General features: G+C 71.8%; 10 protein-coding genes. 4 read left to right on the plus strand and 6 right to left on the minus strand.

What is annotated here, in order from left to right; translation table 11 throughout:
* Window positions 1-37 precede the first annotated feature (37 nt).
* The 3 genes from ACFWPI_RS03265 to hrcA all read right to left on the minus strand — a co-directional run bounded on the left by ACFWPI_RS03265 (window position 38) and on the right by hrcA (window position 3,311).
* Entirely contained in the window at window positions 38-787 is a 750-nt protein-coding gene (locus tag ACFWPI_RS03265) for a 16S rRNA (uracil(1498)-N(3))-methyltransferase (protein ID WP_380379890.1), read from the minus strand.
* A gap of 273 nt (window positions 788-1,060) precedes the next feature.
* Window positions 1,061-2,200: a molecular chaperone DnaJ gene (dnaJ, locus tag ACFWPI_RS03270; protein WP_063347522.1), complete on the minus strand. Its 1,140-nt coding sequence runs from the start codon at window positions 2,198-2,200 to the stop codon at window positions 1,061-1,063.
* 76 nt (window positions 2,201-2,276) lie between these two features.
* Window positions 2,277-3,311 carry a heat-inducible transcriptional repressor HrcA gene (gene hrcA, locus ACFWPI_RS03275; protein WP_063347523.1) on the minus strand — a complete coding sequence of 345 codons (1,035 nt, stop codon included), beginning with the start codon at window positions 3,309-3,311 and terminating at the stop codon, window positions 2,277-2,279.
* 263 nt (window positions 3,312-3,574) lie between these two features.
* On the opposite strand from hrcA, the gene htpX reads away from it, so the two are divergent.
* The 3 genes from htpX to ACFWPI_RS03290 all read left to right on the plus strand — a co-directional run bounded on the left by htpX (window position 3,575) and on the right by ACFWPI_RS03290 (window position 6,003).
* The gene (htpX, locus tag ACFWPI_RS03280; RefSeq protein WP_063347524.1) at window positions 3,575-4,495 is read left to right on the plus strand and encodes a zinc metalloprotease HtpX; all 921 of its coding nucleotides are present in this window, start codon (window positions 3,575-3,577) and stop codon (window positions 4,493-4,495) included.
* A gap of 71 nt (window positions 4,496-4,566) precedes the next feature.
* Window positions 4,567-5,151, plus strand: coding sequence for a hypothetical protein (locus tag ACFWPI_RS03285; RefSeq protein WP_363369929.1), 585 nt, complete (start codon window positions 4,567-4,569; stop codon window positions 5,149-5,151).
* Window positions 5,152-5,175: 24 nt separating this feature from the next.
* Window positions 5,176-6,003, plus strand: a complete 828-nt coding sequence (locus tag ACFWPI_RS03290) for a DUF3097 domain-containing protein (protein WP_063347526.1) — start codon at window positions 5,176-5,178, stop codon at window positions 6,001-6,003.
* Between the two features lie 3 nt (window positions 6,004-6,006).
* On the opposite strand, the gene ACFWPI_RS03295 is transcribed toward ACFWPI_RS03290, so the two are convergent.
* From ACFWPI_RS03295 to ACFWPI_RS03305, 3 genes are read right to left on the minus strand one after another with little or no spacing between them, the layout of a single operon-like run.
* Entirely contained in the window at window positions 6,007-6,561 is a 555-nt protein-coding gene (locus ACFWPI_RS03295) for a Uma2 family endonuclease (protein ID WP_380378507.1), read from the minus strand.
* A 41-nt stretch (window positions 6,562-6,602) separates the two neighbouring features.
* Window positions 6,603-7,832, minus strand: a complete 1,230-nt coding sequence (gene hemW / locus ACFWPI_RS03300) for a radical SAM family heme chaperone HemW (protein WP_380378505.1) — start codon at window positions 7,830-7,832, stop codon at window positions 6,603-6,605.
* Between the two features lie 58 nt (window positions 7,833-7,890).
* Window positions 7,891-9,900, minus strand: coding sequence for an AMP-dependent synthetase/ligase (locus ACFWPI_RS03305; RefSeq protein WP_380378503.1), 2,010 nt, complete (start codon window positions 9,898-9,900; stop codon window positions 7,891-7,893).
* A 359-nt stretch (window positions 9,901-10,259) separates the two neighbouring features.
* Here ACFWPI_RS03305 and ACFWPI_RS03310 point away from each other — a divergent pair, with 359 nt between their 5' ends.
* Complete coding sequence (locus ACFWPI_RS03310) at window positions 10,260-11,993, plus strand: ABC transporter ATP-binding protein (protein WP_063347530.1); 1,734 nt, start codon at window positions 10,260-10,262, stop codon at window positions 11,991-11,993.
* Window positions 11,994-12,120: the final 127 nt, after the last annotated feature.

Genomic DNA, 12,120 nt, shown 5'->3' on the forward strand with positions numbered 1-12,120 from the left:
CCGGTTCGGGCAGACTCCGACCGCACGGGCGGGCCGGCTACGACCAGCGGCCGGTGCGCCCCAGCAGCAGGGCGCCGGCGGCCACCCCGGCGGTGGAGGTGCGCAGCACCGAGGGGCCCAGCCGGTACGGCCCGGCGCCCGCCTCGGCGAACACGGCCAGCTCCTCCGGGGAGACCCCGCCCTCCGGGCCGACCACCAGCACCACGTCCCCGGCCGCGGGCAGCGCGGCCAGCGCCAGCGGCTCGGCGCCCTCCTCGTGCAGCACGGCGGCGAACGCGGCCTGGGCCAGCAGCGGCGCCAGCTGCCGGGTGGTCGCCGGCTCGCGCACCTCGGGGAAGCGCAGCCGGCGGGACTGCTTGCCGGCCTCCCGGGCGGTGGCCCGCCACTTGGCGAGCGCCTTGGCGCCCCGCTCGCCCTTCCACTGAGTGATGCAGCGCGAGGCGGCCCACGGGACGATCACGTCCACGCCGACCTCGGTCATGGTCTCCACCGCGAGCTCGCCGCGGTCGCCCTTGGGCAGCGCCTGGACGACGACGATCCGCGGCGCCGGCTCGGGCTCCCGGCGGACGGCGGCCACCGTGACGTCGATCGCGTCCTTGCCGAGCACCGCGGCGACCGTCCCGTCCACCCCGAGGCCCAGCCCGTCGGCGAGGGTCACCGCCTCGCCCGCCGCCAGCCGCTTCACCGCGGCCGCGTGCCGCCCCTCCGGCCCGTCGAGGCGCACCACGGAGCCGGGCGCGGCGGCGGCGATCCGCTCGGTCTCGACGACGAAGACGGGGGCGGTCATGCGGGGAACCTCCGGGGGGTGGGGCGGATCGGGAACGCGAAAGGGGCGCCGGGCAGAACCCGGCACCCCCGCGCGGACGGCCAGGGCCTGGCGGGCCCGGGCTAGGGCGTGTCTGACAATTCGCGGCGGATCAGCGCGCGGCGTTGGGCGCCCGGCTGGGCGTGCCGGCGAAGCGTCCTCGTACTGGGCCGTACTTGGACGTTTCGCCGGTGCGTCCAGGCGGGATGCCCGGCGTCGCGCGCCCGGCGGGAATTGCCAGACACGCCCTAGGGCCTAGCGGCCGTTGAACGCGTCCTTGAGGCGCGAGAACAGGCCCTGCTGGCCCGGCGCGAACTGGCCGGACGGCCGCTCCTCGCCGCGCAGCACCGCGAGCCGGCGCAGCAGCTCCTCCTGCTCGGGGTCGAGCTTGGTGGGCGTCTGCACCTCGACATGCACTATCAGGTCGCCTCGTCCGCCGCCGCGCAGGTGCGTGATGCCGCGGCCGTGCAGCGGGATCGACTGGCCGGACTGGGTGCCGGGCCGGATGTCGAGCTCCTCCAGCCCGTCCAGGGTCTGCAGCGGCACCTGGGTGCCGAGGGACGCGGCCGTCATCGGGATGGTGACGGTGCAGTGCAGATCGTCCCCGCGCCGCTGGAAGACGGTGTGGGTGGTCTCGGCGATCTCGACGTACAGGTCGCCGGCCGGGCCGCCGCCGGGGCCGACCTCGCCCTCGCCGGCCAGCTGGATCCGGGTGCCGTTGTCGACACCGGCCGGGATCTTGACGGTCAGGGTGCGCCGGGCGCGGACCCTGCCGTCGCCGGCGCACTCCGGGCACGGGGTCGGCACGACGGTGCCGAAGCCCTGGCACTGCGGGCAGGGCCGGGAGGTCATGACCTGGCCCAGGAACGACCGGGTGACCTGGGAGACCTCGCCCCTGCCGCGACACATGTCGCAGGTCTGCGCGGAGGTGCCGGGGGCCGCGCCCTCACCGCTGCACGTGGTGCAGGTGACGGCCGTGTCGACCTGGAGTTCCTTGGTGGTGCCGAAGGCGGCCTCCTCCAGGGTGATCTCCAGCCGGATCATGGCGTCCTGGCCGCGGCGGGTGCGCGAGCGCGGGCCGCGCTGGCCGGCCGCGGCGCCGAAGAAGGCGTCCATGATGTCGGAGAAGCCGAATCCGGCCGCCCCCGCGCCGAAGCCGCCCGCGCCCCCGCCGCCCGGCGAGAGCGGGTCACCGCCGAGGTCGTAGACCTGGCGCTTCTGCGGGTCGGAGAGCACCTCGTAAGCGGCGTTGATCTCCTTGAACCGCTCCTGCGTCTTCGGGTCCGGGTTGACGTCCGGGTGCAGTTCGCGTGCCAGGCGTCGGAAGGCCTTCTTGATCTCGTCCTGCCCCGCATCCCGTCGGACGCCGAGTACCGCGTAGTAGTCCGTGGCCACCAAATGCTCCGCTTGTTCCGCCTGTAGTAGTGCTGCGACTGGACACCGCCGTCAGAGGTTCCGACGGCGGCCTGTGCTACGACTCGGCCAGGATCTGGCCCACGTACCGCGCCACCGCACGCACCGCCCCCATTGTGCCCGGATAGTCCATCCGGGTCGGACCGATCACACCCAGTTTGGCCACGCTCTCGTCGCCCGAACCGTAACCGACCGACACCACCGAGGTGGAATTCAGCCCCTCGTAGGCGATCTCCCGCCCGATCCGGACCGTCATCGCGGCGTCCGCCGTCTCACCCAGGAGGCGGAGCAGGACGACCTGCTCCTCCAGGGCTTCCAGCACCGGCTGGATGGTCAGGGGGAAGTCGTGCCCGAAGCGGGTCAGGTTGGCCGTGCCGGCCAGCATGATCCGCTCCTCGTTCTGCTCGGCGAGCGCTTCGAACAGCGTCGCCAGGACCGTGCTGACGGTCGGGCGGTCCGGCGGCTCGAAACCCGCCGGGAGCTCCTCCAGGAACCCCGGCACGTCCGGCAGCCGCTGGCCGACGGCCCGCGCGTTGATCCGGGCCCGCAGGTCCGCCAGGACCGTCTCGCCGACCGGGCCCGGGCAGTCGACCATCCGCTGCTCGACCCGGCCGGTGTTGGTGATCAGGACCAGCATCACCTTGGTCGGGGCCAGCGCCACCAGCTCGATGTGCCGGACGGTGGACCGCGACAGCGAGGGGTACTGCACCACCGCGACCTGCCGGGTGAGCTGGGCGAGCAGCCGCACCGTCCGCATGACCACGTCGTCCAGGTCGACGGCGCCGTCCAGGAAGTGCCGGATCGCCCGGCGCTCGGGGGCGCTCATCGGCTTGACCTCGGCGAGCTTGTCGACGAACAGGCGGTACCCCTTGTCGGTGGGGATGCGCCCGGCACTGGTGTGCGGCTGGTGGATGTAGCCCTCCTCCTCCAGCGCCGCCATGTCGTTGCGCACGGTCGCCGGGGAGACTCCGAGGTTGTGCCGCTCCACCAGGGCCTTGGAGCCGACCGGCTCCTCGGTGCCCACGTAGTCCTGGACGATCGCGCGGAGCACGGCGAGCTTGCGGTCGTCCAGCTGGCGAACCTCACCGGCCATGGGGCACACACCTCCGTCTTCGCACGTTGTCCGTTCGTGTCACGCATGCTGCTGCCCGCTCCGGGAGGATCCCGGCTCCGGCACCCGCTTTGGCACTCTGAACCTGCGAGTGCCAAAACCGTACCTGCCAGTGTAAGGCCCGGGCCCAACGGCAGGAACGGCCCGGCCGGAGTGATCCTGCCCGCAGTTCCCGGCGCGGGGGTGGTGCCGCAGGGCCGTCCGGGTGGCAGCATCGAAGACGACGGCGAATGGAGGAGCAAGCAATGTCGAGCTCGGGCCAGCACACCCGTTTCGCGCCCGACCGCGGCCTGACCGGCCGCATGGTCGTGACGATGTTCGTGATCGGGCTGCTGTACGTCGGTTTCACCGGTCTGCTGATCGTGCTGCTGCGCGGCGCCTGGCCACTGATCGTCCTGATCTCCGGCGGGCTGTTCGTGGCCCAGTTCTGGTTCAGCGACAAGATCACCGAACGGGCGATGGGCGCCCACCAGGTGACCCCTGAGCAGTACCCGCAACTGCACGGCACCATCGACCGGCTCTGCGCGCTGGCCGACATGCCCAAACCCCGGGTGGCGGTCGCCGACAACGACATGCCGAACGCCTTCGCCACCGGCCGCAACCCGCAGAACGCCGTGGTGTGCGTCACCACCGGCCTGCTGCGCCGGCTGGAGCCCGAGGAACTGGAAGGCGTCCTCGCCCACGAACTGTCCCACGTCGCCCACCGGGACGTCGCGGTGATGACCATCGCCGGCTTCCTCGGCGTCCTCGCCGGGGCCATGACCCGGATCGCCATGTACGGCGGGTTCATGGGCGGCAACCGCAACAACAACGACCAGAACGCGGCCATCGTCGCCCTGATCATCCCGCTGGTGTCGATGGTCGTCTACGCCATCAGCTTCCTGCTCACCCGGCTCCTGTCCCGCTACCGGGAACTCGCCGCCGACCGCGCCGCCGCCCAGCTCACCGGCCGGCCCAGCGCCCTCGCCTCCGCGCTCACCAAGGTCACCGGCCAGATCGCCGCCATCCCCAGCAAGGACCTGCGCCAGGCGCAGCCCTACAACGCCTTCTACTTCGCCCCCGCGCTGAGCGCCCGGGAGACCGCCTCGCAGCTGTTCTCCACCCACCCGACGCTGGAGAAGCGGCTCGCGGAGCTGGCGAAGATCTCCGAGCAGCTCGGCCGCTGAGGCCCCGGCCCCCTACGGCCCTCCCGCCCCCCTCCTGGCTCCTCCCGACTCCCTCCCCCGAAAGGACCGCCGTGGGAATCCTGGACACCCTGTTCGGGCGCACCAAGCCCGTCAAGCCCGACCTCGACCAGCTGTTCGGCGTCCCGTCCGCCGCCCTCACCCTGGAGGCCGCGGCCGGGTTCACCCCCACCGGGCTCGGCTCGGTCTGCTTCGCCGCCGTCGAGGGCGCGGCCTTCGGCCAGGTCGAACAACAGGTGCGGGCGCTGCTCGACGCCGACACCGAGCGCGGCGGCGTCCCGGTCGAGGCCTCCAAGGACGGCTACGGCTACTCCTGGCTGCTCGCCCGGCACACCCCCGAGGAACTGCCGGACCTGGTCAACGACCTGCACGCGGTCAACAGCGAGCTGGAGGCGAACGGCTTCGGGCCGCAGCTGCTCTGCTCGCTGGTCGGCTTCCGCAACCCGGACGGGCAGTCGCTGGCCCTGGTCTACCTCTACAAGCGCGGCACCTTCTACCCCTTCGCCCCGATGCCCGGCGGCGGGGAGCGGCGCAACAGCCCGCTGGAGCTCCAGGTCAACGCGACGCTCGGGAACGACCTGCGGCTGGAGAAGGACCTCAGCCGCTGGTTCCCGGTCTGGGGCGCGCCGGGCCTCTGACGGTCCGTCCGTATAGTCGCTTTCATGCACAGCCGCCAGTACGGACCCGACCTGACCCCGCCGTGGAAGAAGCAGCAGCCCGCCCCGGAGGTGACCGCCGAACGGGACCTGGTGGTGGAGGAGGCCGCCACCGGCTTCTGCGGCGCGGTGGTGCGCTGCGAGAAGACCGCCGAGGGCTTCACCGTCACCCTGGAGGACCGCTTCGGCAAGCTCCGGGTGTTCCCGCTGGTGCCGCGCGGCTTCCTGCTGGAGGGCCGGACGGTCACCCTGGTGCGCCCGGCCGGCCCCGCCCCCTCCCGCACGCCGGGCCGCACCGCCTCCGGCTCGGTCGCCGTCCCCGGCGCCCGGGCCCGGGTCGCCCGCGAGTCGCGGATCTACGTCGAGGGCCGGCACGACGCCGAACTGGTCGAGCGGGTCTGGGGCGACGACCTGCGGATCGAGGGCGTGGTCGTCGAGTACCTGGAGGGCGTGGACGACCTGCCCGCGATCGTCGCCGACTTCGCCCCCGGCCCGGGCCGGCGCCTCGGCGTCCTGGTCGACCACCTGCTCCCCGGCACCAAGGAGCACCGCATCGCCGCCCAGGTCACCGGCGACGCCGTCCTGGTCGTCGGCCACCCCTACATCGACATCTGGCAGGCCGTGAAGCCCGCCTCCGTCGGCATCCCCGGCTGGCCCGCCGTCCCGCGCGGCGAGGAGTGGAAGGAGGGCGTCTGCCGCCGCCTCGGCTGGCCGGTGAACACCCCCGCCGCCTGGAAGCGGATCCTCTCCACGGTGGACAGCTACAAGGATCTGGAGCCGGAACTGCTGGGCAAGGTCGAAGAATTGATCGACTTCGTGACGATTCCGGAGTGACTGTCAGAGCGTTCCGAACTCACCTGTGTCCAGCGTCACGCCCAGGACGTCGACCCGGATGGGGTCGCCGAACTTGAAGGGCTGCCCGACCGCGTAGTCCGGCACGCCCGACGCGGTAGCGGTGTCGGGTTCGGTGAGCAGCAGACACTCGCCCTTGAAGGGGTCGACGATCAGATAGGCCTTGATCGTCCCGCCCGCGTACATCTCCCGCTTGACGTGGTAGTCGCGATAGACGCTGGTCTTCGACACCACCTCGACGACCATGGTCACCGCAGGCGCCGGGACCAACCGTCCGGGGGCTTCCACCGCGCCCCGCTCGATCACCACCAGATCCGGCTGCGGCTCGCTGGCCTCGTGCGCGAAAGCCAGGTCCTGGGTCTGCAACCGATGCCAGAGAGCCCTCGGGACCTGATCCACGATGCACTCGACGATGAGGTTGTGGACCAGGTCCGGCCCGGCCATCATCACGATTTCCCCCCTGATGAGCTCGGCCTTGACGCCTTCCGGCACCTCCAGGTTCTCGAAGATCCCGGTCATCCGATCATCGATGGCGGTCATCGCACGCTCCCTCCGACGGCTGACACCCACGCTAACGAATGTCAGTCCACCAGGTCACGTACGACCGCGTCGGCGAGCAGGCGGCCCTGGAGGGTGAGGACGGCGCGGCCCCCGGCGTACGGCTCGGCGGCGAGGAGGCCGTCGGCGAGGTGGCGGGCGGCGGCGTGGCGGCCGGTGTCGGTGAGGAGGGTGAGCGGGATGCCCTCGGCGAGGCGCAGTTCCAGCAGGATGCGCTCGACCCGGCGGTCCTCCTCGGCGAGCACCTCGCGGCCCAGGGCGGGGGTGCGGCCCTCGGCGAGGGCCTGGGCGTAGGCGGCGGGGTGCTTGGCGTTCCACCAGCGGACGCCGCCGACGTGGCTGTGCGCGCCCGGGCCGGCGCCCCACCAGTCGGCGCCGGTCCAGTACAGCTCGTTGTGGCGGCAGCGGCCCTCGGGGGTGGTGGCCCAGTTGGAGACCTCGTACCAGGTGTAGCCGGCGGCGCTGAGCGCCTGTTCGGCGATGAGGTAGCGGTCGGCGTGCACGTCGTCGTCGATCATCGGCAGTTCGCCGCGCTTGACCCGGGCGGCGAGCTTGGTGCCGTCCTCGACGATCAGGGAGTACGCGGAGACGTGGTCGGGCCCGGCGCCGATGGCGGCGTCCAGGGAGGCGCGCCAGTCGTCGTCGGACTCGCCGGGGGTGCCGTAGATGAGGTCCAGGTTGACGTGGTCGAAGCCGGCGGCGCGGGCCTCGGCGACGCAGGCCTCGGGGCGGCCGGGGGTGTGGTGGCGGTCGAGCAGCTTCAGGACGTGCGGGCGGGCGCTCTGCATGCCGAAGGAGACCCGGTTGTAACCGCCCTCGCGCAGTTCGGCCAGGTAGGCCGGGTCGACGGACTCCGGGTTGGCCTCGGTGGTGACCTCGGCGCCGTCGGCGAGCCCGAACTCCTCGCGCAGCGCGGCGAGCATCTTCACCAGGTCGCGGGCGGGCAGCAGGGTGGGGGTGCCGCCGCCGAGGAAGACGGTCTGCACCGGCAGGTCGACCGGGCCGAGGACCTGGCGGGCCAGCCGGATCTCGGCTACCACGTTGTCCGCGTAGGTCTCCTGGGAGGCGACCGCCCCGGAGGAGCGCAGCTCGGTGGCGGTGTAGGTGTTGAAGTCGCAGTAGCCGCAGCGGCTGGCGCAGTAGGGCACGTGCAGGTAGAAGCCGAACGGCCGCTGCCCGAGACCGGTGCGGGCGGATGCGGGCAGGGAACCGTCGGACGGCACCGGTTCGCCGTCGGGGAGTGCGGAGGGCATGACCCCATTGTCCCGTACGGCTCACCCGAACCGGTGAGCCGTACGGGGGCGGGGCCGATCAGGCCTCGTTGGCGCCCGCGTACATCGCGGTGACGGCGTCCGCGTAGGTCCGCTCGACCACCGGGCGCTTGATCTTCAGGCTCGGGGTGAGCTCGCCGTGCTCGATGTCGAGATCGCGCGGCAGCAGGTGGAACTTCTTGATCGTCTGCCAGCGCTGGAGGTCGGCGTTGAGCCGCTTGACGAAGCCCTCGATCAGCTGGTGCACCTGCGGGTCGGCCGTCACCTCGGCGTAGGACTTGCCCTTCAGCCCGTGCTCGGCGGCCCACGGCATGATGACCGCCTCGTCCAGGCCGATCAGCGCGGTGCAGAAGTTGCGGCCGTTGCCGATCACGAGGATGTTGCTGACGAACGGGCAGACCGCCTTGAACCTGCCCTCGACCTCGCTGGGCGCGACGTACTTGCCGCCGGAGGTCTTGAACAGGTCCTTCTTGCGGTCGGTTATCCGCAGGAAGCCGTCGGGGCCGAGCTCGCCGATGTCCTCGGTGTGGAACCAGCCGTCGGCCTCCAGCACCTCGGCGGTCTTCTCGGGCAGGTCGTGGTAGCCGCGCATGACGCCGGGGCCGCGCAGCAGGATCTCGCCGTCCTCGGCGATCCGGACCTCGGTGCCGGGCAGCGGGCGGCCCACGGTGCCGATCCGGATGTCCTCCTCACGGTTGACGCAGGAGCCGGCGCTGGTCTCGCTGAGGCCGTAGCCCTCCAGGATCGGCACGCCGGCGCCGAGGAAGAAGTAGCCGATCTCGGGCGCGAGCGCGGCGCTGCCGGAGACGGCGCCGCGCAGCCGGCCGCCGAAGGCCGCGCGGATCTTGGCGTAGACCAGCTTGTCGGCCAGGCCGTGCTGGAGCCTGAGGCCCAGCGGGGCGGTGCCGGCACCGGTGGCGATCCGGCTCTCCTGGACGGCGCGGGCGTGCTCGCGGGCGACCTTGGCGGCCCACCGGAAGATCTTGTACTTGGCTCCGCCCTCGGCCCGGGCCCGGCCGGCGATGCCGTTGTAGACCTTCTCGAAGATGCGCGGCGCCGAGGCCATCACGGTCGGCCGGATGACCGGCAGGTTGTGGATGATCCGGTCGACCCGGCCGTCCACGGCCATCACGTGGCCGGTGGCGATCTGGCCGGAGATCAGCGTCTTGCCGAACACGTGCGACAGCGGCAGCCACATGAACTGGACATCGTCGGAGCGCAGCAGCCCGCTGGCCTCCTGGGCCCGGGCCTCGTACGCCCAGCAGTCGTGCACCAGGCGCACGCCCTTGGGGCGGCCGGTGGTGCCGGAGGTGTAGATGAGGGTGGCCAGCTGCTCCTTGTCGAGCGCGGCGACGGTCTTCTCGACCGCGTCCGGGTGCTGCTCCAGGTACTCGGCGCCGCGCTGCTCCAGCTCGGCGAGGGTGAGCACGGTGAGGGCGTTCAGACCCTCGGCCTCGGGGGTACTGGCCTCTGGGGCGCCCGCCTCGGCGGCGTCACTCCCGGCGGCGTCAGTCCCGGCGGCGTCAGTCCCGGGGGCGTCGGCCTCGGCGGCGTCGAAGAGGATGACGGTCCGCAGCTCGGGCAGCTGTCCGAGCTGGTCGACGGCCTTGGCGAGTTGGGCGGAGTTCTCCGCGAACAGCGCCCTGGAACCGGAGTTGGAGAGGATGAACGCGGTCTCGTCGGCGTTGGTGCTGGGATAGACGGTCGTGGTGGCGGCACCCGCGCACATGTTCCCGAGGTCGGCGATGATCCATTCGAGCCGGGTGGAGGAGGCGAGCGCCACCCGGTCCTCCGGCCGGATGCCGAGCGCCATCAGCCCGGCGGCCACCGCCTTGACCCGGGCCGCGGTCTGCGCCCAGGTCAGCGAGCGCCACTGCTCGGCGCCGGGGGCGCTGTCCGCGGCGTGCTCGTCGACCGGGGCCGGGTAGCGGTAGGCCTCGGCGTTCGGGGTGGCGGCGACCCGCTCCAGGAAGAGGTGGGCGACGGAGGCGGGACGCCCGGCGACCAAGTCGGCACTGCCGGAGTCGATCAGGGACTGCGCGGAACTCAACGAGGACCTCCGGGGGCGGGTGGCCGTCTGAGGGATGGTTTCGGCGCCCGTGGGGGGCGGTCGCCGGGCCCCCGGTCAACCCTGGCGATACCGGCGAGTAACAAGGGGGCAATCAGCAGCCTAGGGGGAAACCGGTCATTCCGTAAGAGGGCGGGGCCCGGCCGGCACACCACCGCGCCACCGGTGCCCGACGACGACTCCGCCCCGCGCCCCGGTGAACCCGGGCAACCGGGCCCGCCGTACGGTTCGGCAAAGGACTGGGCAAACCTGCGATCCACAACTCGTGAATCTCCTGTACGAGTCCACCAAAGAACGAGAATCGGGATGCGAATCCACCCGTCGACGACAAGAGTGTGCCAGTGCTGATCAGACTTCTCAGGGCGTACCTGCGCCCGTACTCCCGACCGATCGCGCTGCTCGTGGGGCTCCAACTGGTGTCCACCCTGGCGGCGCTCTACCTGCCGACGCTCAACGCCGACATCATCGACGACGGCGTGGTCAAGGGCGACACCGGCTACATCCTGCAAGTGGGCGGGGTGATGATCGGCATCACCCTGGTCCAGGCGCTCTGCTCGATCGGCGCCGTCTACTACGGATCCCGCACCGCCATGGCCTTCGGCCGGGACGTCCGCGCCGCCGTCTTCGACCGGGTGCAGAGCTTCTCCGCCCGCGAGGTCGGCCAGTTCGGCGCCCCCTCGCTGATCACCCGCACCACCAACGACGTCCAACAGGTCCAGATGCTGGCCCTGATGAGCTTCACGCTCATGGTGGCCGCCCCGATCATGTGCGTCGGCGGCATCATCATGGCCCTCAACCAGGACGTGCCGCTGTCCGGCCTGCTGCTCGCGGTCATCCCGCTGCTCGGCGCCGTCGTCCTCCTCCTGGTCCGCTCACTGCGCCCCAAGTTCCGCAGCATGCAGACCCGGATCGACACCGTGAACCGGGTCCTGCGCGAGCAGATCACCGGCATCCGGGTCATCCGCGCCTTCGTCAAGGACGACCACGAGCAGGCCCGCTTCGCCAAGGCCAACGGGGACCTCACCGACACCGCCCTCCAGGTCGGCCGGCTGATGTCGTTCATGTTCCCGGCCGTGATGCTGGTCGTGAACGTCTCCAGCGTCGCCGTGCTCTGGTTCGGCGCCCACCGGATCGACAACGGCGGCATGCAGATCGGCGCGCTCACCGCCTTCCTCTCCTACCTGATGCAGATCCTGATGAGCGTCATGATGGCCACCTTCATGTTCATGATGGTGCCGCGCGCCGAGGTCTGCGCCGAGCGCATCGAGGAGGTCCTCGGCACCTCCTCCAGCGTCGTCCCGCCCGCCGCGCCGATCACCGAGGTGCTGCGCCGCGGCAACCTGGAACTGCGCGACGTCGACTTCCGCTACCCCGGCGCCGAGGCCTCGGTGCTGCGCGGCATCGCCATCACCGCCCGCCCCGGCGAGACCACCGCCGTCATCGGCTCCACCGGCAGCGGCAAGTCCACCCTGCTCGGACTCGTGCCCCGGCTGTTCGACGCCACCTCCGGCCAGGTCCTGCTCGACGGCGTCGACGTGCGCGAACTCGCCCCCGAGACGATCGCCGAGAGCGTCGGCCTCGTCCCGCAGAAGCCCTACCTGTTCTCCGGCACCGTCGCCAGCAACCTCCGCTACGGCCGGCCCGACGCCACCGACGAGGAACTCTGGCACGCCCTGGAGATCGCCCAGGCCAAGGACTTCGTCGAGGAACTGGCCGAAGGCCTGGACGCCCCGATCGCCCAGGGCGGCGGCAACGTCTCCGGCGGCCAGCGCCAACGCCTGGCCATCGCCCGGGCCCTGGTCCGCCAGCCCGACGTCTACCTGTTCGACGACTCCTTCTCGGCGCTCGACTACGCCACCGACGCCAGGCTGCGCAAGGCCCTCGCCCGCGAGACCTCCGACGCCACCGTGCTGATCGTCGCCCAGCGCGTCTCCACCATCCGCGACGCCGACCGGATCATCGTCCTCGACGAAGGCGCGGTCGTCGGCACCGGCACCCACCACGAACTGATGGCCGACAACCCGACGTACCGGGAGATCGTGCTCTCCCAGCTCACCGAGCAGGAGGCGGCGTGACCACCCCCGGCAAGCCCGACGCGGACACCAGGACCGCGGACACCGCGACAGCGGACCCCGAGGCCGCGGACACCAGAACTGCGGACCCCGAGACCACGGACACCACACAGCCCGACCCGGACACCAA

It is taken from the genome of Kitasatospora sp. NPDC058492, from assembly GCF_042720685.1.
Lineage (GTDB): Bacteria > Actinomycetota > Actinomycetes > Streptomycetales > Streptomycetaceae > Kitasatospora.

Coding starts and splice junctions, on each gene's coding strand:
- ACFWPI_RS03265 (WP_380379890.1), bottom strand. CDS start 787: ATGACCGCCCCCGTCTTCGTCGTCGAGACCGAGCGGATCGCCGCCGCC.
- hrcA (WP_063347523.1), bottom strand. CDS start 3,311: ATGGCCGGTGAGGTTCGCCAGCTGGACGACCGCAAGCTCGCCGTGCTC.
- htpX (WP_063347524.1), top strand. CDS start 3,575: ATGTCGAGCTCGGGCCAGCACACCCGTTTCGCGCCCGACCGCGGCCTG.
- ACFWPI_RS03290 (WP_063347526.1), top strand. CDS start 5,176: ATGCACAGCCGCCAGTACGGACCCGACCTGACCCCGCCGTGGAAGAAG.
- ACFWPI_RS03295 (WP_380378507.1), bottom strand. CDS start 6,561: ATGACCGCCATCGATGATCGGATGACCGGGATCTTCGAGAACCTGGAG.
- hemW (WP_380378505.1), bottom strand. CDS start 7,832: ATGCCCTCCGCACTCCCCGACGGCGAACCGGTGCCGTCCGACGGTTCC.